Below are 24,852 nucleotides of genomic sequence, written 5' to 3'. Positions count from 1 at the left end.
TCTTGGTTGCCTCTATGGTTAAGGTGTATTATTTATGCAACTTAATTATGGAGGCATTATGTCCGGCAAACGTATTGCTCGTGAAAAAATGACGATCCGGAAAATGATCTCACTCTACGAGAGCCATTGTCCGCAGGCTTCAGACGAGCCGGGGCATTACGATGCGTTGTTTGCCTATGCGCAAAAGCGCCTCGATAAGTGCGTATTTGGTGAGGAAAAACCGGCCTGTAAACAGTGTCCGGTACACTGTTATCAACCTACTAAACGCGAAGAGATGAAACAAATTATGCGCTGGGCTGGGCCAAGAATGCTCTGGCGTCATCCGATTCTGACCGTGCGTCATCTGATTGATGACAAACGCCCTGTCCCGGAATTGCCAGAGAAATATCAGCGCAAGAAGTAATTCAGATGCCCGATAAGCGTGGCGCTATCGGGCAATCAGTTAAACCAGCGCATCCTTATCAATGCCCAGGCGTTTCATACGCGAGAGTAACGTGGTGCGCTTCAGTCCCAGGCGCTGCGCTGCACCTTTAGGACCGGCAACCACGCCGTTGGTCTCTTTCAGAACGCGCATGATCAACTGGTATTCGTCCTCGCCATCCTGCGCAACTTCGGTGGCCACTGGTGGTGCGGACGGCGTCAACGCGGCAATATCCGGCAGGGACAGCTGTAGCACGTTGCCTCGGGTAAGCAGAACTGCACGCTCCACCACATTTTCCAGTTCGCGCACGTTGCCCGGCCATTCCATGCTGCTCAGCGTACGCAGCGCTTCGGCAGGAATGCTGTCGATATTGCGCCCCATCCGGCGGGCAATTTTAAAGGTGAAAGCTTTCACCAGCAGCGGGATATCTTCCGGGCGCTCGCGCAGTGGCGGCAGATGGATTGGGAAGACGTTCAGTCGATAGTAGAGATCGTTACGAAACTCGCGATCGGCGACCATCTTTTTCAGATCGCGATTAGTGGCGGCGATCAAGCGAACGTCGGTCTGGATCAGTTTATTGCTGCCCAGACGTTCAAACTCCTGCTCCTGCAATACGCGCAGCAGTTTGGGCTGAAGCTCCAGCGGCATGTCGCCCACTTCATCGAGGAACAGCGAGCTTTTATCGGCCAGCTCGAAACGTCCAATCCGCTGCGTGCTGGCCCCGGTAAACGCGCCGCGCTCATGACCAAACAGGTCGCTTTCCAGCAACCCGGCAGGCATGGCGGCACAGTTCATCTTTACCATCCGGCGGGCGTTACGCCCACTCAGGTTGTGAATTGCTCGGGCAATCAGCTCCTTACCGGTTCCGGTTTCGCCGAGAATCAGGACGGTGCTGTCGCTTTGCGCCACCATTTCGACCTGTTTGAGCACGCTGTACATTGCTTCACTGCGGCCAATGATTTCGCCGAACTCGCTCTCCACGTTGTTAAGTTGTTCTGTGAGCGCCAGGTTTTCATCGACCAGGCGCTCTTTCAGGCGATGAATTTCCTGATAGGCGAGAGCGTTATCTACGGCGATCGCCACGCGTTCGGCGATTTGGCGTAGCAGTTTGAGGTTGGCAGTGGTGAACACTTTCTCTTCGCACTGCGCCAGCTTAAGGACGCCGAGCATAGTATTGCCCGACATCAGCGGCAGCAGACACAGGGTCTGTAGCTGGTTGCCCCAGGTTTCGAACAGCATCCGTTCGTAAGGGGCGAGCGTATCGCGTTCGCTCAGATTAATCAGCAGCATCTCTTTGCTTTTGAACACGCGTTCGGAAAGCGTACCAGCTTCATCCACTTCACTTTGTTCGTGCGCCGGATGATGTTCATCCAGATAGTGGGTGGAATAAATGCTGAGTTTGTTTTTGCGATCGCTGCGTAACACGATGCTGATGGCATCGATGTCGAAGTAGTGGTGGATCTCTTTGGCGACTTCGCTGACCAGTTCGTCAATGTCCAGGCGAGAGAGCACTGCATTGGTGATGGCGACCAGGATGCGAAAGTTATCACGCTCGCGGCACAACAGATCGTAATCGACGTTGTTGCTGACCCGGCTTTGAATTTGTTCAGCTACAACGCCGACTATTTGGGTGAAGGTCTGCAGCCGGTTGTACTCTTTTTCACTCCATGGACGATCTTCATTACGGATGAATTCACAGCCGCCAAAGATGCGCCCATCCGCCGCCAGCGGCAGCAGGCAGTAGTGGCCAAATTCAGAATACAGTCCGCCAGCGGCCAGCTGTGGCCAGGTTTCAGTAAATTCGTGATAGTTGCAGTGCAGCGCATCGGGGCGGGACAAAATACGGCGTACCGGGCCATGGGCCAGTACTGTTTCGTCTTCATAATCGATGGGTTTACCATTTTCACGCGTCGCAAAATAACGCGCACGCTGCGTTTGTGCCTGCCATAAGACAATAGCCGCACAGTCGGCCAGCGCTGAACGCTTGACCAGCTGCGAAAGCGCCTCGCTGAGAGACGGGAGATCGGGCTGCTGTAATAATGTACGAGTAATATCGAACAGGCCTTGCTGTCCGAGGTCACTCATCGGTGTATACGACATATTGCTTTTCCAGGAAAAGCACCGCAGAACGGTGCGAAAACGGTAAATGAATTATAGGTATAAGTCGTAAATTATTGCCGGATAGCGATTTCAGCTTATCCGGCCTACACGTTGCCGCTAATGGGCTGTTAGCATATACGAGGTAAGGGTTCGGCGTGTGGTAAATCAAGGGTTCGTTTCACGCCGTAGAGTCCGGCAAGACGCACACCCTTGCGCTCTACCACTTCGCCAATCATTGCGGCATCGCGTCCTAACGGATGCTCGCGCAGCGCGGCAAGTGCCGTTTCAGCGGCCTGACGTTCAACGGCAATCACCAGCTTGCCTTCGTTAGCAAAGTTGAGCGCATCGAGGCCCAGCAGTTCGCAAACGCCACGTACTGCAGGCTTCACGGGCAGGGCCGCTTCTGACAGCTCAATACCAAACCCGCATGATGCGGCAAATTCATGCGTTACCGCATTCACGCCGCCACGGGTCGCGTCACGCAGCGCCTTCACGCCGGGGATATCACGTAGCGTCTGGATAAGCGGTGTCAATACCGCGCAGTCACTGACCAGTTCGCCATCAAGACCCAGTTGTTCGCGGAGGTTGAGGATAGTTGCGCCATGATCGCCAAGCGTACCGCTGACCAGCAGCACATCGCCCACGCTCAGGGTTTGTGCCCCCCAGTGAATGTTAGCCGGGATCGCGCCCATTCCGGCGGTGTTGATAAACAGTTTGTCCGCCGCGCCGCGCTGTACAACCTTGGTGTCGCCGGTGACGATGGCAATGCCCGCTTCGCGCGCGGTTGCCGCCATGCTGTTAACGACGGTTTTCAGTGTCTCCATTGGTAAACCTTCTTCGAGGATAAAACCGCAGGAGAGATAGCGCGGGAGCGCGCCGCTGACGGCCACATCGTTAGCCGTACCACAGATAGCCAGCTTGCCGATATTCCCCCCCGGGAAGAACAACGGATCAATAACATAGCTGTCGGTTGAAAACGCCAGACGGTCGCCTTCAGCGACCAGTTGCGCCAGTTCCAGACGTGCCTGATCTTCCTGTTCCGCCAGCCACGGATTCGCAAAAGCCTCCATAAACAGACTGTTGATCAACTGCTGCATAGCCTGACCGCCGCTACCGTGGGCGAGTTGTACGCTGTTCATGCTTCACACTCCTGCTGACGATATTGATACCAGGCGGCACATGCGCCTTCTGAGGAGACCATCAGGGCGCCAAATGCGGTCTCCGGATTACAGGTTTTACCAAACAACGGGCACTGATGCGGTTTGCATCTGCCGGTCAATACCTCTCCACAACGCGCACGCGGATCGTCATACACCTGCTGCGGTGCTGGCTGGAAATGCGCTTCGGCATCAAAGCGTTGATACTCCGGCGTCAGATGAACACCGGAAGATTCAATTACGCCCAGACCGCGCCATTCGCTGTCGCCATTGACGCAGAAAACGTCGGCAATTGCCTGTTGCGCTAGCGCGTTACCGGCGTCCGGTACCACGCGACGGTACTGGTTTTCTACCTGGCTGTGCGCGGCAATTTTCTGCTCAATCAACATCACCACGCCCTGCAGCAGATCGAGCGGTTCGAAACCGGCGACCACTAACGGACGATGGAAATCTGAGGCAATGAAATTATAGGCATCGGTACCAATCACCATGCTGACGTGGCCCGGCGCTAAAAAGGCATCAATGCCGTTGTCCGGTTGTTCCAGCAGGCTGCGCAGCGTAGGGATAAGCGTGATGTGCTGGCAGAAAAAGTAAAAATTCTGCACGTCACGCTGTTTTGCTTGTTGCAGGGTAATGGCGGTTGTTGGCATGGTGGTTTCAAAACCCAGGCCAAAGAACACAACCTTACGCGTTGGGTTTTCCTGTGCCAGCTTCAGCGCATCCATCGGTGAATAGACGATGCGGATATCCGCGCCGCGCGCCTTGGCTTGTAGCAGGGAACCTTGTTTACCCGGGACGCGCATCGCATCACCAAAGGTGCAGAAAATCACTTCCGGATGGCTGGCAATTTCTACACAGCTGTCGATTCTGCCCATCGGCAGAACGCAAACCGGGCAGCCCGGACCATGAATAAACTCGACGTTTTCAGGCAGTAATTGATCGAGACCGAACTTGAAGATTGCGTGGGTATGACCACCACAAACTTCCATGATGCGCAGCGGGTGTTCAGCAGTGTAGGGGAGGAGTGCAGCACGTTCACACAGGTGCTCTATCAACTGCATCACCTGTTCTGGTGCGCGGTATTCGTCAACAAAACGCATTATTTTTCCTCGCCATACAGCAACGCGCCGACATCCGGCTCAACGTCAAACATGTTTTGTAGCGCATCGAGCGTGTCGCGCGCTTCTGCTTCATTAATGATGCTCATGGCAAAGCCGACGTGAACCAGTACCCACTGGCCCAAACGGGGTTGACCATGCTCATCGTAGCTACCAACCAGCGTCAGATCGACGTCGCGCTGAATACCGCAAACGTCGACTTTAGCCTGGTTGCCGTCAATGGTGCGGATTTGACCCGGAACACCTATGCACATCGCTGCGTCTCCAGCCAGGAGAGCCATTGGTCCATCCCTTCGCCGCTGGTGGCAGAAATCAGGATGATCTCAATTTCCGGGTTTACTTCCCGGGCGCTGGCGATGCACTTATCTACGTCAAAATTGAGGTACGGCAGCAGATCCACTTTATTGAGCAGCATCAGCGAGGCGGCGGCAAACATATGCGGGTATTTCAGCGGTTTGTCTTCGCCTTCAGTGACGGAAAGCACGGCCACTTTATGGCGTTCGCCGAGGTCGAAACTCGCCGGGCAAACCAGGTTGCCGACGTTTTCAATGAACAAAATACCATTGTCTTCAAGCGGCAAACGCGGCGCGGCGTCAGCGATCATTTGGGCGTCGAGGTGGCAACCTTTACCGGTGTTGACCTGGATGGCTGGCGTGCCCGTGGCACGAATACGTGCGGCATCGTTAACCGTTTGCTGGTCGCCTTCAATGACGGCACACGGCACGTTGTCTTTGAGCTTCATCAGCGTTTCGGTCAGCAGCGTGGTTTTACCGGAACCCGGGCTTGAGACAAGGTTCAGTACCAGATGCTGACGAGCGGCAAAGCGGGCGCGGTTGCGTTCGGCCAGACGGTTGTTTTTATCCAGTACGTCAATTTCCACTTCCAGCATGCGGCGCTGGCTCATGCCCGGCGCATGGGTACCTGCTTCACCGTGACCATAGTGCAAATCGCCTTCTTCGGTCTGACTCGGTGTGAAACTGGAGGTTTTCACACCGGTAATATTCAGTGCCGGGCGAGCCGCCGGGGCAAATGGCGCGCTGCGAAACGCCGAGTGGGGATTATGCTCATCACCCTCTATATAAAGGTTGCCTTCAGCGCAACCACATGTCGTACACATCGCTCACTCCTGATCTATTGCTTGTTACTAGCCTTTTATGCCGGAAATGACTAAGTCGATATCCGGCATTAATTAATCTTCAGCGTCGCCAATTTCAATTCGCCGAATCTGTAGACCGTCATCGGCCACAATTCTCAGCGTATCGCTGTTGCATTGCGGGCACCGACGCACGCGTTGCGTCAGTAAGGTGACGTATTGCTGACAAGATTCGCACCAACATTCGGCTTCTTGTTCTTCGAGGTGGAGTTTACAACCTTCTGCAAGGGTGCCACGGCATACCAGATCAAAACAAAAGGCGAGAGCGCTGGTTTCTACGCAAGAAAATGCGCCAATTTTGAGCCAGACCCCAGTTACTCGTTTTGCGCCGTGCTGGGTGGCCTGTTGTTCAATCAATTCCAGTGCCCGTTGGCAGAGGGTTATTTCGTGCATACCGCCTCCTGTGAAGTTGCCGTACTAAAAGCAATAAACATGCCAGCTTGGATTTTTTCCAGCGTGACAATGACGACGATGACGAAATGACATGTCGTCACTCGTTTTTGATTTTTTATCTGTATGAAAATTAAGGTTTTTAATTTTGGCATGAAATGTGCTTAAAGCTGTTCATCTCTGCTAAACGGGTAACCTGACATGACTATTTGGGAAATAAGCGAAAAAGCCGATTACATCGCTGAACGGCATCGTCGCCTACAGGACCAGTGGCGTATTTACTGTAACTCGCTGGTTCAGGGGATCACCCTGTCGAAAGCGCGTTTGCATCATGCAATGAGCTGTGCGCCGGACAAAGATCTCTGCTTTGTCCTTTTTGAACACTTCACTATCTACGTCACGCTGGCGGATGGCTTTAACAGCCACACCATCGAGTACTACGTCGAAACAAAAGATGGTGATGATAAACAACTGATTGCACAGGCACAGTTGACCATCGACGGTAAAGTCGATGAGCGTATCAACGCCCGCGATCGTGAACAGGTGCTGGAGCACTATCTCGAAAAAATCGCCACCGTCTACGACAGCCTGTATACCGCGGTTGAGAACAATATGCCGGTGAATTTAAGTCAACTGGTTGAGGGACATAGCCCGGCTTAAGCCTCGGGTACTGCCCAGTTTAGTCATGATGCGCTTTCATTCTGCGTCACGACAGTTTAGGGAATGGGCATGTCGAAAAATGTCGAAATGACATTTCGCAGACATGTTTTCGTCAAAAATGACTATCACCTGAGGAATGCCTGGTGAATCGTTTTGTAATTGCTGACTCCACTCTTTGTATCGGCTGCCACACCTGTGAAGCTGCCTGCTCAGAGACACATCGCCAGCATGGCCTGCAGTCTATGCCGCGCCTGAAAGTGATGTTAAATGAAAAAGAATCCGCGCCGCAGCTTTGCCACCAGTGTGAAGATGCACCTTGCGCCACCGTTTGTCCGGTTAATGCGATTAATCGTGTTGACGGTGCTGTACAGCTGAATGAAAGCCTGTGCGTCAGTTGCAAATTGTGCGGGATTGCCTGTCCGTTCGGCGCGATTGAGTTTTCCGGTAGCCGTCCGCTACACATCCCGGCAAACGCCAATACGCCAAAAGCGCCTCCGGCTCCGCCTGCACCTGCCCGTGTGAGCACGCTGCTGGACTGGGTTCCGGGCGTTCGCGCCATTGCGGTGAAATGCGATCTGTGCAGTTTTGACGAACAGGGTCCGGCCTGTGTGCGCATGTGCCCAACCAAAGCCCTGCACCTGGTGAGCAACATGGATATCGCCCGCGCCAGCAAACGTAAGCGTGAGCTGACTTTCAATACCGATTTCGGCGATCTCACCTTGTTTCAGCAGGCTCAGAGTGGGGATGCAAAATGAGCGCAATTTCACTAATTAACAGCGGCGTGGCTTGGTTTGCGGCTGCGGCGGTTCTGGCATTTCTGTTTTCATTTCATAAACCGTTGAGCGGTTGGATTGCCGGGGTTGGCGGCGCGGTCGGCAGCTTGTGTACGGCGGCTGCGGGTTTAACCGTTCTGACTAATGCGCTGGCGGTGAGCGGCGTGATGCCGTTTATTGGTCACAGTCTGCAAATTACCCCGCTAAATGCCATCTGGCTGATTACGCTGGGCTTGTGTGGCCTGTTTGTCAGCCTGTACAACATCGACTGGCATCGTCATCCACAGGTCAAAGCTAACGGCCTGCTGATAAATTTGCTGATGGCAGCAGCGGTATGTGCGGTGGTGGCCAGCAACCTCGGGACGCTGGTGGTGATGGCGGAAATCATGGCGCTTTGTGCCGTGTTCCTCACCGGCTGCAGCAAAGAGGGGAAACTGTGGTTTGCGCTGGGGCGTATGGGTACGCTGCTGCTGGCAATTGCCTGCTACCTTGTGTGGCAACGTTACGGCACGCTGGAGCTGCGTCTGCTAGACCTGCGCACTCAGGAACTGCCGCTCGGGTCTGACATCTGGCTGCTGGGTGTGGCAGGTTTTGGCCTGCTGGCCGGGATTATTCCGCTGCACGGATGGGTGCCGCAGGCACACGCCAACGCCAGCGCGCCGGCTGCGGCGCTGTTCTCTACCGTGGTCATGAAGGTGGGGCTGCTGGGTATTCTGTCGCTGTCGCTGCTGGGCGGTAACGCGCCGCTGTGGTGGGGAATTACGCTGCTGGTGTTGGGTATGATCACCGCATTTGTCGGCGGTCTTTATGCGCTGATGGAGCACAACATCCAGCGTCTGCTGGCGTACCACACGCTGGAAAATATCGGCATTATTCTGCTGGGTCTGGGTGCTGGCGTGACCGGCATTTCCCTGAATCAACCTGCTTTGATTGCGCTGGGTTTAACCGGTGGTCTGTATCATCTGGTCAACCACAGCCTGTTCAAAAGCGTTCTGTTCCTGGGCGCGGGCAGCATCTGGTTCCGTACCGGTCATCGCGATATCGAAAAACTGGGCGGGATCGGTAAACGTATGCCGGTTATCTCTCTGGCGATGTTGGTTGGCCTGATGGCGATGGCCGCGCTGCCGCCGCTGAACGGTTTTGCCGGTGAGTGGGTTATCTATCAATCCTTCTTCAAGCTGGGTAACAGCGGGGCGTTTGTCGGTCGTCTGTTAGGGCCGTTGCTGGCGGTTGGGCTGGCAATTACCGGCGCGCTGGCGGTGATGTGTATGGCAAAAGTCTATGGCGTAACGTTCCTTGGCGCACCGCGTACGAAGGAAGCTGAGAATGCCTGCTGCGCACCAATCCTGATGGGTGTGAGTGTCGTTGCGCTGGCTATCTGCTGTGTGATTGGCGGTGTGGCTGCGCCGTGGCTGCTGCCGATGATCTCCTCTGCTGTTCCGCTACCGCTGGAAACCGCGAACACCACCGTTTCTCAGCCGATGATCACGCTGCTGCTGATCGCGTGTCCGCTACTGCCGTTCATCATCATGGCGATTTTCAAAGGTAACCGCCTGCCGTCGCGTTCACGCGGTGCGGCATGGGTGTGTGGCTACGATCACGAGCAGTCAATGGTCATTACTGCGCATGGTTTTGCTATGCCAGTGAAAGAAGCCTTTGCTCCGGTACTCAAACTGCGTAAATGGCTGAATCCGGTATCACTGGTTCCGGGCTGGCAGAATGCGGCTGCGCCGGTGCTGTTCCGTCGCCTGGCGCTGATTGAGCTGGCGGTACTGGTGGTGATTGTGGTTTCACGAGGAGCCTGAGAATGAGTGTTTTATATCCGTTAATTCAGGCGCTGGTGCTGTTTGCCGTTGCGCCGCTGCTTTCCGGTGTTACCCGCGTGGCGCGTGCGCGTTTGCACAATCGCCGCGGTCCGGGCGTTTTGCAGGAATACCGCGACATTATCAAACTGCTGGGGCGTCAGAGCATTGCGCCTGCGGATTCCAGCTGGGTTTTCCGCCTGACGCCGTTTGTGATGGTGGGCGTGATGCTGACTATCGCCACTGCGTTGCCGGTAGTGACCGTTGGCTCACCGCTGCCGCAACTGGGCGATCTGATCACCTTAATTTATCTGTTCGCTATCGCCCGCTTCTTCTTCTCTATCGCGGGACTGGATACCGGTAGCCCGTTTACCGCCATTGGTGCCAGCCGCGAAGCGATGCTCGGCGTATTGGTTGAACCCATCCTGCTGCTGGGCCTGTGGGTTGCAGCGCAGGTTGCCGGTTCAACCCATATCAGCAACATCGCCGATACCATTTACCACTGGCCTGCTGCGCGAAGCATCCCGCTGATTCTGGCGCTGTGCGCCTGCGCTTTTGCCACTTTTATCGAAATGGGCAAACTACCGTTCGATCTGGCGGAAGCCGAGCAGGAACTGCAGGAAGGCCCATTGACCGAATACAGCGGCAGCGGTTTTGCGGTGCTGAAATGGGGCATTAGCCTTAAGCAATTGGTTGTTCTGCAAATGTTCGTTGGTGTGTTCTTGCCGTGGGGACAGATGGAAACCTTCACCGCCGGGGGGCTGCTGTTGGCGTTGGTGATTGCCGTCGTCAAACTGGTTCTCGGCGTGCTGGTTATCGCCCTGTTCGAAAACAGCATGGCGCGTCTGCGTTTTTGCGCCACTTCACGCGTGACCTGGGCCGGTTTTGGGTTTGCGTTTTTAGCGTTCGTCTCCTTGCTGGTGGCGTGATTTAAGAGAGTTTGAGCATGTCTGAAGAAAAATTAGGTCAACACTATCTCGCTGCGCTGCATCAGGCCTTTCCGGGCGTGGTGCTGGATGAAGCCTGGCAGACCAAAGATCAGCTGACGATCACCGTCAAGGTGAACTACCTGCCGGAAGTGGTGGAGTTCCTGTACTACAAACAGGGCGGCTGGTTGTCCGTGCTGTTTGGTAACGACGAACGTCAGCTGTGCGGCCATTACGCCGTTTACTACGTGATGTCGATGGAGCAGGGCACCAAGTGCTGGATAACCGTCCGCGTTGAAGTCGATGCCAATAAGCTGGAGTTCCCGTCCGTCACGCCGCGTGTTCCGGCTGCGGTCTGGGGTGAGCGCGAAGTGCGCGATATGTACGGTTTGATCCCGGTTGGTTTGCCGGATGAGCGCCGTCTGGTACTGCCTGATGACTGGCCGGACGAACTCTATCCGCTGCGTAAAGACAGCATGGATTATCGTCAGCGCCCGGCGCCGACTACCGATGCTGAAACCTACGAGTTCATCAACGAACTGGGCGACAAGAAAAATAACGTGGTGCCGATCGGCCCGCTGCACGTCACCTCTGATGAACCAGGTCACTTCCGTCTGTTCGTTGACGGCGAGAACATCATCGACGCCGACTACCGTCTGTTCTATGTCCATCGCGGCATGGAGAAACTGGCGGAAACCCGTATGGGTTACAACGAAGTGACGTTCCTGTCAGATCGCGTGTGTGGTATCTGCGGCTTTGCGCATAGCACCGCCTATACCACCTCCGTTGAGAATGCGATGGGCATCGTGGTGCCGGAGCGTGCGCAGATGATCCGCGCCATTCTGCTGGAAGTTGAGCGTCTGCACTCACATCTGCTGAACCTCGGTCTGGCCTGTCACTTCACCGGTTTTGACTCCGGCTTTATGCAGTTCTTCCGCGTGCGTGAAACGTCGATGAAGATGGCGGAGATCCTCACCGGGGCACGTAAAACTTACGGTCTGAACCTGATCGGCGGTATCCGTCGTGATCTGCTGAAAGAAGATATGATCCAGACCCGTCAACTGGCGCAGCAGATGCGTCGTGACGTGCAGGAACTGGTCGATATGCTGCTCAGCACGCCAAACATGGAACAGCGTACGGTCGGTATTGGTCGTCTGGATCCGGAAATTGCCCGCGACTTCAGTAACGTCGGCCCGATGGTTCGCGCCAGCGGCCACACGCGCGATACCCGCGCCGATCACCCGTTTGTTGGCTATGGTCTGCTGCCGATGGAAGTTCATAGCGAGCAGGGCTGCGACGTTATTTCTCGTCTGAAAGTTCGTATTAATGAAGTCTATACCGCACTGAATATGATCGACTTTGGTCTGGATAACCTGCCGGGCGGTCCGCTGATGGTAGAAGGCTTTACTTATATTCCTCACCGTTTTGCACTGGGCTTTGCTGAAGCGCCGCGCGGAGATGATATCCACTGGAGTATGACCGGCGATAACCAGAAACTGTATCGCTGGCGTTGCCGTGCGGCGACCTACGCCAACTGGCCGACGCTGCGCTACATGCTGCGTGGCAATACCGTTTCCGATGCACCTCTGATTATCGGTAGCCTCGATCCTTGCTACTCCTGTACTGACCGTATGACCGTGGTTGATGTGCGTAAGAAGAAGAGCAAAGTCGTGCCGTACAAAGAACTTGAGCGCTACAGCATCGAGCGTAAAAACTCGCCGCTGAAATAAGGAATCGCCATGTTTACCTTTATCAAAAAAGTCATCAAAACCGGGGCGCCGACGTCGTCGTATCCGCTGGAGCCGATTGCGGTCGATAAAAACTTCCGTGGCAAACCGGAACACAATCCGCAGCAGTGTATTGGCTGCGCGGCCTGTGTGAATGCGTGCCCGTCGAACGCGCTGACGGTTGAAACCGATCTGGTCACCAATGAACTGGCGTGGCAGTTCAACCTTGGTCGCTGCATCTTCTGCGCCCGCTGCGAAGAAGTTTGCCCGACGGCGGCAATCAAGCTGTCGCAGGAGTATGAGCTGGCGGTGTGGAAGAAAGAGGATTTCCTGCAGCAGTCTCGCTTTGCGCTGTGTAATTGCCGCGTATGTAACCGCCCGTTTGCGGTACAAAAAGAGATTGATTACGCCATTGCGTTGCTGAAGCACAACGGTGATTCCCGTGCGGAAAACCACCGCGAAAGCTTTGAGACCTGCCCGGATTGTAAGCGCCAGAAATGCCTGGTGCCGTCTGACCGTATTGAACTGACTCGCCATATGAAAGAGGCCAGCTGATGAGCAATTTATTAGGCCCACGTGATGCCAACGGTATTCCGGTACCGATGACGGTGGATGAATCCATTGCCAGCATGAAAGCGTCGCTGCTAAAAAGCATCAAGCGTTCAGCGTACGTTTACCGTGTGGACTGCGGCGGCTGCAACGGTTGCGAAATCGAAATCTTCGCCACGCTCTCTCCGTTGTTTGACGCCGAACGCTTTGGCATCAAAGTGGTACCGTCCCCGCGCCATGCGGATATCCTGCTGTTTACCGGCGCGGTAACACGTGCCATGCGCTCTCCGGCGCTGCGCGCCTGGCAGTCTGCGCCAGACCCGAAAATTTGTATCTCTTACGGTGCCTGCGGCAACAGCGGCGGTATCTTCCACGACTTATACTGCGTATGGGGCGGCACGGACAAAATCGTACCGGTGGATGTGTATATCCCTGGCTGCCCGCCAACGCCTGCGGCCACGCTGTACGGTTTTGCCATGGCGCTTGGTCTGCTGGAACAGAAAATTCACGCGCGTGCGCCGGGTGAACTGGATGGGCAGCCCGCCGAAATTCTGCATTCGGATATGGTTCAACCGCTGCGCGTGAAGATCGATCGCGAGGCGCGCCGTCTGGCGGGCTATCGCTATGGTCGCCAGATTGCTGATGATTATATGACGCAGTTAGGCCAGGGCGAGCACCAGGTGGCGCGCTGGCTGGAAGCGGAAAACGATCCGCGTCTGACCGAGATCGTTACGCATCTTAACCATGTTGTTGAAGAGGCACGTATCCGATGAGTGAAACGGTGGTGTTCAGCCAACTGAGCCGTAAGTTTATTGATGAGAACGATGCAACGCCCGCCGAGGCGCAGCAGGTTGTCTATTACAGCCTGGCGATTGGTCACCACCTTGGGATCATCGATTGCCTGGAAGCGGCGTTAACCTGTCCGTGGGATGACTATCTGGCGTGGATTGCCACGCTTGCCGAAGGCAGTGAAGCCCGCCGGAAAATGGAGGGCGTGCCGAAGTACGGCGAGATCGTCATCGATTTCAACCATGTACAAATGCTGGCGCGTGCGTTCGATGATGCGCGTGCCGTGCAAACCCCGCAGCAGCAGGAGTGGAGCAAACTGATGCTCAGCATGTTGCACGACATCCACCAGGAAAGCGCCATCTATCTGATGGTGAGGAGACATCGTGACTGACGTTTTATTATGTGTGGGTAACAGCATGATGGGCGACGACGGCGCGGGTCCCCTGCTGGCTGAAATGTGTGTCGCAAATCCTCAAGGCAACTGGGTTGTCATCGACGGCGGTAGCGCGCCGGAGAACGACATTGTCGCCATCCGTGAACTGCGTCCGCAACGTTTGTTGATTGTTGATGCTACCGATATGGGGCTGAACCCAGGTCAAATCCGCATTATCGATCCCGATGACATTGCCGAGATGTTCATGATGACCACTCACAACATGCCGCTGAACTACCTGGTTGATCAGCTGAAAGACGATGTTGGCGAGGTGATTTTCCTTGGTATTCAGCCGGATATTGTTGGTTTTTATTACCCAATGACACAACCAATCAAGGATGCGGTCGATACCGTCTATCAGCGGTTAGCTGGCTGGGAAGGGCACGGTGGATTCTCCGAGCTTGAAGCGCCGGAAGAGTAAACCGTATCAGTGCCGGATGGGAGTGACATCCGGCCTGTTTCCCCGCTTATCCTCGTTACTCAATGGCCTGCTCAATAATTAATTTCCCCTGGGTCACTGACACACTCACTGCTGTTCCGGTAGGAAACCCTGCTTGTTCCAGCCAGTCGCCGTTCAGTGTGAGTGAAGCGTGCCGACTGATTCGTCGCGTGTAACCCGTTTTGGGATCCTCATGGCGTTTTCTGACATATCCAACAGTTAAACGACGGACGGGTTTGGTGATAGCCACTGCTGCTGTGCCATTTTTATCAGACATGCGCGCTTCCTTATGGTGAGCGACCAGGATTAAAAACTACTGAATAAAATGCCAGTAAAAAAGCGTGGGGGCAAACCTGAAACGGGAAGGACGGTTCCACATTTTGAATGCAATAAATGAAATGAAAATACGCACGTCTGCCGGAGGGCTGTGGACCCCTCCGGCAGGCCCTTCACGCCAGATCGACGCCGTTGCTGGCGATCACTTTTTTGTACCACCAGAATGATTTCTTGCGGGTGCGCGCCAGCGTGCCGTTGCCCGTATCATCGCGGTCCACATACACAAAACCGTAGCGTTTACTCATCTCACCGGTTGAGGCAGAAACCAAATCAATACAGCCCCATGTGGTGTAACCCATCAGCGGCACACCATCTTCAATAGCGTCTGCCATCGCGCGAATGTGTTCGCGTAAATAGCTGATGCGGTAGTCGTCATTGATCTCGCCGTTAGCATCAATTTCATCTTTCGCCCCCAGCCCATTTTCCACCAGAAACAACGGTTTCTGGTAGCGGTCATACATCATATTCATGGTAATGCGCAGACCAAGCGGATCGATGCCCCAGCCCCATTCGCTGGCGGCAATGTACGGATTACGCAGCGACTTCACCACGTTGGCGGCGCTGGTATTGCCGGTGTTCATTTCCGCCGAGGCACAGCGTGATGCGTAGTAGCTAAACGAGACAAAATCGACGGTGTTTTTCAGGATATCGTCATCTTCCGGGGCTTTTTCTATCACCACGCCCTTTTCGCGAAACACGCGGGCAGAGTAAGCGGGATAAGCCCCGCGCGCCTGCACATCAATAAAGAACAGGTTTTCGCGGTCTTTTTCCAGCGCGGTCCACACATCTTCTGGTTTACAGGAATAAGGATAAAAATTACCGCCAGCCAGCATACAACCGACCTGGTTTTGCGGATTAATTTCATGGGCTATTTTCGTCGCCAGGGCGCTGGCAATAAGTTCGTGGTGAGCGGACTGATATTTCACCTGATCCTGATTTTCACCTTCTTCAAATACCAGCCCGGCGCCTGAAAAGGGGCTGTGCAGCATAATGTTGATTTCGTTGAACGTCAGCCAGTATTTCACCAGCCCATCAAAAGCCTCGAAGCAGGTACGGGCGTAGCGGGTAAAGAACTCAACCATTTTGCGGTTACGCCAGGAGCCGTACTCGGTGACCAGATGCATCGGCACATCGAAGTGACACAGCGTGACCAGCGGTTCAATACTGTATTTTTTACACTCGGCAAATACCGCCCGGTAAAACGCGATACCCTCTGCATTCGGCGTCAGCTCATCGCCGTTGGGGTAGAGACGGCTCCAGGCAATGGAAGTACGAAAAACCGTAAACCCCATTTCCGCCATCAGCGCGATATCCTCTTTGTAGCGATGATAAAAATCGATCGCCTGATGGCTGGGATAAAATTCGTTATCCCGCAGCGCAAAGCGCTTTTCCTGACCCAGCTTGACGGGCATCCGATGTGTGCCGTGGGGGATCATATCGACGGTAGTCAGTCCTTTGCCGCCTTCCCGGTATGCCCCTTCAGACTGGTTGGCGGCCAGTGCGCCGCCCCATAAAAATCCTTGCGGAAAAACAGACATAATTAACCTCAGTTCATACCAGTCAAATGCTGGCTCCATTGATATTGCCCGGTTGTGCGGCCTGGTTTTTTCTGGCCTGCGCGGCTGCATCTTCGACAGGGATATCTTCAAAGCCCAGAATCAGCGTTAATACAAAGGAAAGCACTACCGCCAGCGCCATCACGCCAAACACCCAAACGATGGTCATCGGATTGGCCGGATCGAAAAACTGTACGCTGGTGAACAAGCCAGGAGCCGCCATGGAATGACTCGCCAGCCCGGCCATCCCGGCAACGGCACCGCAGATAAAACCGCTGATAAGGCTTGCAATCAGCGGTCGTTTCAGGCGGATTGCCACGCCATACAGCGCAGGTTCGGAAATGCCCGCCATGATGGCGGAGGCGGCTGCCGCTAACGCCGTCTGACGCAGTTCCGGGTTTTTGGTTTTCCATGCCACTGCCAGCGATGAACCGCCTAACGACAAGTTGGCGCCGATTTCTGACGGCATCACCATGCCTTCTTTCCCGGTTTCAGCAATGGTCTGAATAATGGTTGGGGTGAAGACGCGATGCATGCCGGTCATCACCAGCAGCGGCCACAATGCGCCCATAATGGCCACCGACAGCCAGCCGAGATAGCCGTGAATGGTATAAACCAGCGCGGAAATTGCGCTACCGATCCAGATACCGATCGGGCCAATGATGACGATGGCGAGCGGCGCGGCGATCAGCACGATTAGCATTGGTTTAAGGAAGTTTTTGGTTACCGCCGGAGTGATGCTATCCACCCAACGTTCGATGTATGACAGGCGCCAGGTCATCACCAGCGCCGGGATCACCGTGTAGGTGTATTTCACCGCCGTCACCGGGATCAGGGCAAACTCAACGTGCTCACCCTGCGCAGCCTTCGCCATCAGATCGATGAAGCTGGGGTGCACCAGTACGCCTGCGATGGCGATTGCCAGCGACATGTTGGTTTTGAATTTGATAGCGGCCGACGCGGCGACCATCAGCGGCAGGAAGAAAAATGCGCCGTCACCGATAACGGTCAGAATGGTGAGCGTGGACGATCCTTTCTCCAGCACGCCGGTCATTTCGAGGATCATTGCCAGCAGCTTGAGCATTGATCCGCCGATAATAGCCGGGATCAACGGCGACATGGTGCCGATCAGCGCGTCGAGGATCCCCGCGCCAATCCGCTTCAGTGTCAGTCGGGGTTTGGTTTGCGGCTCAGCAGGCTGCATATTGGCAGGCAACAGGCTGACCACTTCGCGATACGCCTGCGAAACGGTGTTGCCGATGATCACCTGGCACTGGTTATCGCTACGCACCACGCCAAGTACGCCAGAGAGCGTCTTCAGCGTCGCGCTGTCGACCTGCGAGTCATCTTTGATAACGAAACGCAAACGGGTCATACAGTGGGTCACTGCTGTGATGTTGTCAACGCCTCCCAGAGCCGTCACAACGGAGCGCGCCAGCGCTGCATAATTCTTGGACATCGGATTTAATCCTGTTTTATCAGTAGGGTACGTTATGTTTTATCCGTTTACGTTGGGTCGCTTTTCTGAGTTATGAAACGCAGGTAGGAAACCGGTTCCACAAAATCATGTTTAAATTATGAATAATAAGCAAGATTTAATTTTGATCATTTTTTGTAATTGTGACCCATATCACTAGATGTCAGCGTCTGCGATTTAGCAGCGAGGACAGCGGCGAAACGGTGCAGTACACTGCGTCACATTAAGAGAAAAGGGATGAGTAATATGACCACTATGCTGGAGGTGGCGAAGCGTGCCGGCGTGTCGAAAGCGACGGTTTCCCGGGTGCTTTCTGGGAACGGCTACGTCAGCCAGGAGACCAAAGACCGCGTGTTTCAGGCCATTGAAGAGAGTGGTTATCGCCCTAACTTGCTGGCGCGCAGTCTGGCGGCGAAAACCACGCAGACGCTGGGACTAGTGGTGACGAACACCCTTTATCACGGTGTCTATTTCAGCGAGCTGCTGTTTCATACCGCACGTATGGCGGAGGATAAGGGACGTCAGCTGTTGCTGGCTGATGGTAAGCACAGCGCTGAGGAAGAGCGCCAGGCGATCCAGTACTTGCTCGACTTACGCTGCGACGCGATTATGATTTATCCGCGTTTTCTCAGCGTGGATGAGATAGACGATATCATCGACGCCCATAGTCAGCCGATTATGGTGCTTAATCGACGTCTGCGGAAAAACACCAGCCACTGCGTGTGGTGCGATCAAAAGCAGACCAGCTTTAACGCCGTCACTCAGCTCATTGCCGCCGGACACAAAGAGATTGGATTTATTACCGGTTCGATGGATTCACCTACCGGCGTGGAGCGACTTTCAGGCTATAAAGACGCGCTGGCACATCATGGAATTGCGCTTAATAATGAATTGATTGTTAAAGGAAAGTGGACGCCAGCCTGCGGTGCTGCGGGTGTGGATACTTTGCTTTCGCGTAAGGTCAATTTTACCGCGCTGGTGGCCAGCAATGACGATATGGCGATCGGCGCGATGAAGCAGTTTCACGCCCGTGGTGTGTGCGTGCCTTTACAGGTCTCGGTGATTGGCTTCGATGATATCGCCCTCGCGCCATATACGATTCCTGCGCTTTCCAGTGTCAAAATCCCCGTGACGGAAATGATCCAGGAAACGATTGGACGGCTGATCTTTATGCTGGGGGACGGGGTATTTACCCCGCCAAAAACCTTCACCGGTGAACTCATTCACCGCGACTCTGTTGCGCCGCCCGTTTCGTCCTGACGGCTGTCATTTGTCATCGTCACTAGTGACGATGACACGCTTTCCTTGTAGACATCAAAATAAAAAACCTTTAAGAACAGTAGATTAAAATCTGGCACGATTTGTGAATGCTTCGGCAGATATTCTGTCATTGCTGGAGAAATTGATGAACCGTTTCATCATTGCAGACGCCAATAAATGCATTGGTTGCCGTACCTGTGAAGTGGCCTGCGTGGTATCCCATCAGGATAACCAGGACTGCGCATCGCTGACCCCTGAAACCTTTTTACCCCGCATTCACGTCATCAAAGGCGTTAATGTCTCCACGGCGACATTGTGCCGCCAGTGTGAAGATGCGCCGTGCGCTAACGTCTGTCCGAACGGTGCAATCAGCCGTGATAAAGGCTTTGTCCACGTAATGCAGGAACGCTGTATTGGCTGTAAAACCTGCGTTGTGGCTTGTCCTTATGGCGCAATGGAAGTGGTTGTGCGCCCGGTTGTACGTAACAGTGGGGCTGGCCTGAACGTCCGTGCAGAAAAAGCCGAAGCCAATAAGTGCGACCTGTGCCACCATCGCGAGGCCGGTCCTGCCTGTATGGAAGTCTGCCCGACTCACGCGCTGATTTATGTGGATCGCAATAAGCTTGAACAACTGAGCGCTGAAAAACGCCGTCGCGCGGCGCTGGATTCCACCGCATCTTTGCTGTTCTGATATCTGAAAATCCGCGTAAAATACGTGCCTGATGGCGCTGTGCTTGTCAGGTCTACAAAGGAGTAACGTAGGCCGGATAAGGCGAAGCTGCCATCCGGCAAACGGACATTTCAGGGATACATTACCGCGGGAATTCATCATGACAATAAACACCCACACCGGCGTACAGTTGCGTATTCGCGGCAAGGTACAGGGCGTTGGATTTCGCCCCTACGTCTGGCAACTGGCGCAGCGGTTACAGCTGCATGGCGACGTGTGTAACGACGGTGACGGTGTGGTTGTGCGCTTGCAGGAAGATCCGGCGGAATTTATTGCGCAGTTGCACCAACACTGCCCGCCACTGGCGCGCATTGATAGCGTTGAGCGCGAATCGTTCGCCTGGACGCAACAGCCTGCCGATTTCACTATTCGGCAAAGCGCTGGCGGTTCGATGAATACGCAGATCGTTCCGGACGCCGCGACCTGTCCCGAATGTCTGATTGAAATGAGCACCCCCGGCGAACGCCGTTATCGTTATCCTTTTATCAACTGTACTCACTGCGGTCCGCGCTTCACCATTATTCGTGCAATGCCGTATGACCGTCCCTTTACCGTCATGACCTCATTCCCACTGTGTTCACAATGCGAAGCGGAATACCGCGATCCATATGATCGTCGTTTTCATGCGCAGCCTGTCGCTTGCCCAACGTGTGGCCCGCATCTTGAGTGGATAAGCGCAGATCTGCGGGCGGAAAAAGAAGCAGCGTTGCAGGCGGCGGTATCGCGACTCAAAGCGGGCGGAATTGTGGCCGTTAAAGGCATTGGTGGGTTTCATCTGGTGTGCGATGCGCGCAATGATGACGTCGTCGCGCTGCTCAGGCTGCGCAAACACCGCCCGGCGAAACCGTTGGCGGTAATGCTACCAACTGATGACGGACTACCTGAACCCGCGCGTCGTTTGCTCACAACCCCCGCTGCGCCGATCGTGCTGGTGCAAAAACGCTATGTCGCTGCATTGAGCGAGGGCATTGCGCCAGGGTTAACGGAAGTGGGCGTCATGCTGCCCGCGAATCCGTTACAGCATTTGCTCTTGCAAGAGATGAATTGCCCGCTGGTGATGACCTCCGGCAATCTTAGCGGCAGGCCGCCTGCTATTACCAATGCGCAGGCGCTGGAAGATTTAAGTGAGATTGCCGATGGTTTTTTGCTGCATAACCGCGAAATTGTGCAGCGGATGGATGACTCCGTGGTGCGCGACAGCGGGGAAATGCTGCGTCGTTCCCGGGGTTACGTGCCGGATGTGGTCGCGCTGCCGCCGGGATTTCGCGACGTGCCGCCGATGCTGTGCTTAGGTGCGGATCTGAAAAATACTTTCTGCCTGGTGCGCGGCGAACAGGCGGTTATCAGCCAGCATTTAGGCGATCTCAGCGATGACGGCATTCAGCAACAGTGGCGTGATGCGCTGCGTCTGATCCAGAACATTTATGATTTTACGCCACAGCGTATCGTGCATGATGCACACCCTGGCTATGTTTCCAGCCAGTGGGCCAGTGAAATGAATCTGCCAACCGAAACGGTACTGCATCACCATGCGCATGCTGCGGCATGTCTGGCCGAGCACGGCTGGCCGCTCGACGGAGGTGACGTGATTGCTCTGACGCTGGACGGCATCGGCATGGGGGAAAATGGTGCGCTGTGGGGAGGTGAGTGTTTGCGGATCAACTATCGTGAATGCGAGCACCTTGGCGGCTTACCGGCGGTAGCGCTGGCGGGCGGCGATTTAGCGGCAAAACAGCCATGGCGCAATCTGCTCGCGCAATGCCTGCGTTTTGTTCCTGACTGGCAGCGTTACCCGGAAACATCGGGGCTACAGCATCAAAACTGGAACGTACTGGCGCGCGCCATTGAGCGGGGAATCAATGCCCCGCTGGCATCGTCGTGCGGGCGCTTGTTTGATGCGGTTGCCGCCGCGTTGCATTGTGCGCCGGAATCGTTGAGTTATGAAGGTGAGGCGGCCTGTGCGCTGGAGGCGCTGGCATCGCGGTGTGCAGGTGTTGATCACCCTGTTACGGTGCCGCTTAATGGCAATCAACTGGACTTAGCGATTTTTTGGCAGCAATGGCTCACCTGGCAGACCGACCCTGCAGAAAGAGCGTGGACGTTTCACGACGCGCTGGCGCGTGGTTTTGCCACGCTGATGCGTGAGCAGGCCGAAGCGCGCGGAATTAAAACGTTAGTATTCAGCGGTGGCGTGATGCATAACCGCTTATTGTCGGCCCGTCTGGCGTTTTATCTGCGTGATTTTACCTTACTGTTCCCGCAGCGTTTACCGGCGGGCGACGGCGGGTTGTCATTGGGGCAGGGCGTGATTGCCGCGGCGCGGGTGTTGACGCAAAAATAAAAAAAAGCCCCGGGACTGGCGGGGCAAGAAAAACATGTCGGGGCATACCGACAAGTGGCAACGCACATCCGTGCGCGTGAGGTTAATAAATCAAGCAACGGTACTCTGGACTTACACGGGCAACGTTTTCAGCAGCGTAAAGGCCTCTTTCATTCGGTCTTCACTGACCACAAACGCACATAGCTGGCCTTCTTCGTTCATTCCTCTGGCCACCATACCTTGCGCTTCAGCGGCAATATGCCAGTTCAGATCACGGCGCTGGGTTTCCCCTGCCAGATGTAATGGCAGTTCCGGCGTTTTAACTTTTACCAGCATGGCAGGCAGCTTCAATGGCGCATTGCCGCCGAGCAGGTTCTTCGCCAGATACATGGCGCTCAGTTGAATCGGCTGCAGGAACGGCAGAACCTGACCATTAATTTCCGCACAGTCGCCGAGGGCATAAATGTCCGGGTGGCTGGTTTGCAGATAGCTGTCGACGCAGACGCCACGATTGATGTTCAATCCGGCGCGACGCGCCAGCGCGGTTTCAGGGCGCAGGCCGGTGGCGGCAATCACCGCATCGACTTCTACGTTGCGGCTACGATCGAGCGTGGCGCGAATACCCGAGGCCGTTTTTTCCAGCCCCTGAAGCTGGGATTTCAGCAGCAGATGGACACCCATATCGGTCAGACGATGCTGTAAGCGACTGCTGACTTCCGGCGGCATCAGCGAGGCCAGAATGCTGGCGGCGTTGTCGATAAGCGTTACCGCTTTACCGGCCCGACAGAAATCCATCGCCAGTTCACTGCCAATCAGTCCGCCGCCAACAATCAGCACCCGCCGGGCGTCACGCAGCAGCGTTTCACAGGCGCGATACTCTTGTTGGCTGTTCAATGTAAGCATTAACTCACGCCCGCTAACCGGAGGTACAACGGCTGAAGCCCCCGTCGCCAGCACCAGTTTGTCGTACTGCCACTGCTTGTCCTGACTTTTCACTATGTGGGCATCGGCGTCGATGTCGGTTACCCAGGTATGTGGGAACAGGCGCAAATTAAACTGCTCGGCAAACTCCCCCGCCGACTGGCGGGTGAGGTCGTCTGCACGCTGTGACTGACTGATAACGTGGCTGAGATCGGGCTTGTTGTACTCATCCATGCTGTCCGCGGCAATCAGGGTCAGCGGGACAGTCACATCCTGCTTACGGATATTTTTGACTAACTGGCGGGCGGCGAAGCCCGAACCAATGATGACAATTTCGTGGCTCATTTTGCCTCCGTTGCCAGTACGTCGAAGACGTCTTTACCTAATGAACATTCCGGGCACAGGAAGTTGTCCGGTACGTCGCTCCACGGTGTACCCGGTGCAACGTCCTGCAGCGGTTCACCTTTTGCTGGGTCGTAAATCCACTGGCACACGCTGCACTGCATGCTTGGGCCAAGGTCAGCGGCAGCCGCAGCGGCACAGGCGCACTCTTCTTCTTTGGACAAGGCTTTAACGGGGGTCTCCGGCAGTGGAGCAAGCGCCCACTGACGTGCAATTTCGCGGCCATGCTGGCGGCACAGTTCCAGTGCACCGAGGTCCGGACGCCATTTCGCCTTCAGGCTCAGCGACATCTCGAAACCGGCATCCTGCAAACGCGTGGACAAACGGTCTACCGCACCGCCGCTCCAGCCGTGTGAACCAAAGGCGCTGGCACGCTTGTTACGAAAACGCAGGCCGGTCATCTCTTCCACCAGACCGGCGATTTTCGGCATCATCACGTTGTTCATTGTGGAAGTCCCGACCAGCACGCCTTTAGAGCGGAAGACGTTAGTCAGGACTTCGTTTTTGTCGCTACGGGCGACGTTAAAGATTTTTACCGCCACGTTCGGGTCGACTTCGTTGATGCCCTGGGCAATCGCGTCCGCCATCATGCGGGTGTTATTGGACATGGTGTCGTAGAAAATGGTGATGCGGTCTTCCTGATAATCCGCTGCCCATTTCAGGTACAGCTCAACGATTTGTGTCGGGTTGTCGCGCCATACCACGCCGTGGGAAGTGGCAATCATATCGACCGGCAGGTTGAAGCTGAGGATCTCAGTAATTTTCGGCGTCACCAGACGGCTGAACGGCGTCAGGATATTGGCATAGTAGCGCTGGCACTGTTCGAACAGTTCGGCCTGGTCAACTTCGTCGTTGAACAGGCGTTCGTCGCAGTAGTGCTGGCCGAAGGCATCGTTACTGAACAGCACCGCATCGCCGGTCATGTAGGTCATCATACTGTCCGGCCAGTGCAGCATGGGTGTTTCAACGAAGATCAGCTGTTTGCCGTTGCCGATGTCAAGGCTGTCGCCGGTTTTGACCACATTGAAGTTCCACTCCGGGTGATGGTGGTGTCCGTTAATAGAGTCAATGGCATTAGCGGTGCAGTAGATTGGCGTGTCCGGGATGCAGGACATCAGCTCGGTCAGCGCACCGGCATGGTCTTCTTCCGCGTGGTTAATAATGATGTAGTCGATATCGGCAAGGTCGATTTCACTGCGCAGGTTCTGCACGAATTCACGGCTGAATTTGTGGTCTACGGTATCGATCAGGACATTTTTTTCTTCACGGATGAGATAGCTGTTATAGCTGCTACCGCGCAGCGTTTTGTATTCAGTTCCGTGGAAATCACGCACTTCCCAGTCACGTTGGCCAACCCAATGAATGTTATTTTTAACCAGAATAGACATAACAACCTCAATTAATTCGGCGTTT

General features: G+C 55.0%; 24 protein-coding genes. 13 read left to right on the top strand and 11 right to left on the bottom strand.

The genetic code is table 11. From position 1 onward, the window contains the following. Positions 1-58 precede the first annotated feature (58 nt). The gene (locus tag OGY15_RS03250; RefSeq protein ID WP_286538779.1) at positions 59-403 is read left to right on the top strand and encodes a nitrous oxide-stimulated promoter family protein; all 345 of its coding nucleotides are present in this window, start codon (positions 59-61) and stop codon (positions 401-403) included. A 39-nt stretch (positions 404-442) separates the two neighbouring features. Here the strand turns inward: OGY15_RS03250 and flhA are convergent, their stop codons facing one another. From flhA to hypA, 6 genes are all read right to left on the bottom strand, one after another. After that, entirely contained in the window at positions 443-2,521 is a 2,079-nt protein-coding gene (gene flhA / locus OGY15_RS03245; protein WP_187253108.1) for a formate hydrogenlyase transcriptional activator FlhA, read from the bottom strand. A 128-nt stretch (positions 2,522-2,649) separates the two neighbouring features. Further along, entirely contained in the window at positions 2,650-3,660 is a 1,011-nt protein-coding gene (hypE, locus tag OGY15_RS03240; RefSeq protein ID WP_286538245.1) for a hydrogenase expression/formation protein HypE, read from the bottom strand. Beyond that, positions 3,657-4,778, bottom strand: a complete 1,122-nt coding sequence (gene hypD, locus OGY15_RS03235) for a hydrogenase formation protein HypD (RefSeq protein WP_151218207.1) — start codon at positions 4,776-4,778, stop codon at positions 3,657-3,659. Before hypD ends, hypE begins: the two co-directional genes overlap by 4 nt. Continuing rightward, the gene (hypC, locus tag OGY15_RS03230) at positions 4,778-5,050 is read right to left on the bottom strand and encodes a hydrogenase 3 maturation protein HypC (protein WP_151218206.1); all 273 of its coding nucleotides are present in this window, start codon (positions 5,048-5,050) and stop codon (positions 4,778-4,780) included. The genes hypD and hypC overlap by 1 nt, the downstream gene beginning before the upstream one ends. After that, positions 5,041-5,913, bottom strand: coding sequence for a hydrogenase nickel incorporation protein HypB (gene hypB, locus OGY15_RS03225; protein WP_151218205.1), 873 nt, complete (start codon positions 5,911-5,913; stop codon positions 5,041-5,043). The genes hypC and hypB overlap by 10 nt, the downstream gene beginning before the upstream one ends. Before the next feature lie 72 nt (positions 5,914-5,985). Beyond that, positions 5,986-6,342 carry a hydrogenase maturation nickel metallochaperone HypA gene (hypA, locus tag OGY15_RS03220; protein WP_042310587.1) on the bottom strand — a complete coding sequence of 119 codons (357 nt, stop codon included), beginning with the start codon at positions 6,340-6,342 and terminating at the stop codon, positions 5,986-5,988. Positions 6,343-6,540: 198 nt separating this feature from the next. On the opposite strand from hypA, the gene hycA reads away from it, so the two are divergent. The 9 genes from hycA to hycI all read left to right on the top strand — a co-directional run bounded on the left by hycA (position 6,541) and on the right by hycI (position 14,419). Next, positions 6,541-6,999, top strand: coding sequence for a formate hydrogenlyase regulator HycA (hycA, locus tag OGY15_RS03215; RefSeq protein WP_151218204.1), 459 nt, complete (start codon positions 6,541-6,543; stop codon positions 6,997-6,999). A 143-nt stretch (positions 7,000-7,142) separates the two neighbouring features. Next, positions 7,143-7,754 (top strand): formate hydrogenlyase subunit HycB, encoded by a 612-nt coding sequence (hycB, locus tag OGY15_RS03210; RefSeq protein ID WP_005130602.1) that lies wholly within the window; start codon positions 7,143-7,145, stop codon positions 7,752-7,754. Next, on the top strand, positions 7,751-9,577 hold the full coding sequence (gene hycC / locus OGY15_RS03205) for a formate hydrogenlyase subunit 3 (protein WP_286538234.1): 1,827 nt from the start codon (positions 7,751-7,753) through the stop codon (positions 9,575-9,577). Before hycB ends, hycC begins: the two co-directional genes overlap by 4 nt. A gap of 2 nt (positions 9,578-9,579) precedes the next feature. Beyond that, entirely contained in the window at positions 9,580-10,503 is a 924-nt protein-coding gene (locus OGY15_RS03200; RefSeq protein WP_003825914.1) for a respiratory chain complex I subunit 1 family protein, read from the top strand. A gap of 17 nt (positions 10,504-10,520) precedes the next feature. Continuing rightward, positions 10,521-12,230: a formate hydrogenlyase subunit HycE gene (gene hycE / locus OGY15_RS03195; protein ID WP_286538232.1), complete on the top strand. Its 1,710-nt coding sequence runs from the start codon at positions 10,521-10,523 to the stop codon at positions 12,228-12,230. Positions 12,231-12,239: 9 nt separating this feature from the next. Further along, positions 12,240-12,782: a formate hydrogenlyase subunit HycF gene (gene hycF / locus OGY15_RS03190; RefSeq protein ID WP_003846595.1), complete on the top strand. Its 543-nt coding sequence runs from the start codon at positions 12,240-12,242 to the stop codon at positions 12,780-12,782. Beyond that, complete coding sequence (gene hycG / locus OGY15_RS03185) at positions 12,782-13,549, top strand: formate hydrogenlyase subunit HycG (protein WP_151224246.1); 768 nt, start codon at positions 12,782-12,784, stop codon at positions 13,547-13,549. Before hycF ends, hycG begins: the two co-directional genes overlap by 1 nt. After that, on the top strand, positions 13,546-13,956 hold the full coding sequence (locus OGY15_RS03180; RefSeq protein ID WP_005130585.1) for a formate hydrogenlyase maturation HycH family protein: 411 nt from the start codon (positions 13,546-13,548) through the stop codon (positions 13,954-13,956). Before hycG ends, OGY15_RS03180 begins: the two co-directional genes overlap by 4 nt. Next, the gene (gene hycI, locus OGY15_RS03175) at positions 13,949-14,419 is read left to right on the top strand and encodes a hydrogenase maturation peptidase HycI (protein ID WP_151224245.1); all 471 of its coding nucleotides are present in this window, start codon (positions 13,949-13,951) and stop codon (positions 14,417-14,419) included. Before OGY15_RS03180 ends, hycI begins: the two co-directional genes overlap by 8 nt. A 55-nt stretch (positions 14,420-14,474) precedes the next feature. Here the strand turns inward: hycI and OGY15_RS03170 are convergent, their stop codons facing one another. The 3 genes from OGY15_RS03170 to ascF all read right to left on the bottom strand — a co-directional run bounded on the left by OGY15_RS03170 (position 14,475) and on the right by ascF (position 17,788). Further along, positions 14,475-14,714 carry a SymE family type I addiction module toxin gene (locus OGY15_RS03170; protein ID WP_151218200.1) on the bottom strand — a complete coding sequence of 80 codons (240 nt, stop codon included), beginning with the start codon at positions 14,712-14,714 and terminating at the stop codon, positions 14,475-14,477. 172 nt (positions 14,715-14,886) lie between these two features. Beyond that, positions 14,887-16,311 carry a 6-phospho-beta-glucosidase gene (locus OGY15_RS03165; protein WP_151224243.1) on the bottom strand — a complete coding sequence of 475 codons (1,425 nt, stop codon included), beginning with the start codon at positions 16,309-16,311 and terminating at the stop codon, positions 14,887-14,889. A gap of 22 nt (positions 16,312-16,333) precedes the next feature. Continuing rightward, positions 16,334-17,788 (bottom strand): PTS cellobiose/arbutin/salicin transporter subunit IIBC, encoded by a 1,455-nt coding sequence (gene ascF, locus OGY15_RS03160; RefSeq protein WP_286538227.1) that lies wholly within the window; start codon positions 17,786-17,788, stop codon positions 16,334-16,336. Between the two features lie 264 nt (positions 17,789-18,052). Here ascF and OGY15_RS03155 point away from each other — a divergent pair, with 264 nt between their 5' ends. The 3 genes from OGY15_RS03155 to hypF all read left to right on the top strand — a co-directional run bounded on the left by OGY15_RS03155 (position 18,053) and on the right by hypF (position 22,137). After that, on the top strand, positions 18,053-19,066 hold the full coding sequence (locus OGY15_RS03155; RefSeq protein ID WP_151218198.1) for a LacI family DNA-binding transcriptional regulator: 1,014 nt from the start codon (positions 18,053-18,055) through the stop codon (positions 19,064-19,066). A gap of 145 nt (positions 19,067-19,211) precedes the next feature. After that, on the top strand, positions 19,212-19,757 hold the full coding sequence (gene hydN / locus OGY15_RS03150; RefSeq protein WP_003037366.1) for an electron transport protein HydN: 546 nt from the start codon (positions 19,212-19,214) through the stop codon (positions 19,755-19,757). Between the two features lie 139 nt (positions 19,758-19,896). Continuing rightward, entirely contained in the window at positions 19,897-22,137 is a 2,241-nt protein-coding gene (hypF, locus tag OGY15_RS03145) for a carbamoyltransferase HypF (RefSeq protein WP_286538224.1), read from the top strand. Positions 22,138-22,248: 111 nt separating this feature from the next. On the opposite strand, the gene norW is transcribed toward hypF, so the two are convergent. Then, positions 22,249-23,382: an NADH:flavorubredoxin reductase NorW gene (gene norW, locus OGY15_RS03140; RefSeq protein ID WP_286538220.1), complete on the bottom strand. Its 1,134-nt coding sequence runs from the start codon at positions 23,380-23,382 to the stop codon at positions 22,249-22,251. Continuing rightward, on the bottom strand, positions 23,379-24,827 hold the full coding sequence (norV, locus tag OGY15_RS03135) for an anaerobic nitric oxide reductase flavorubredoxin (protein WP_151218195.1): 1,449 nt from the start codon (positions 24,825-24,827) through the stop codon (positions 23,379-23,381). The genes norW and norV overlap by 4 nt, the downstream gene beginning before the upstream one ends. Between the last annotated feature and the right edge of the window lie 25 nt (positions 24,828-24,852).

It is taken from the genome of Citrobacter sp. Cu231 (genome assembly GCF_030332265.1).
GTDB classification, from domain to species: Bacteria; Pseudomonadota; Gammaproteobacteria; order Enterobacterales; family Enterobacteriaceae; genus Citrobacter; species Citrobacter meridianamericanus.
Note: the sequence above shows the minus strand (reverse complement) of the source record. Positions and strands in the feature narration are given on the sequence as shown.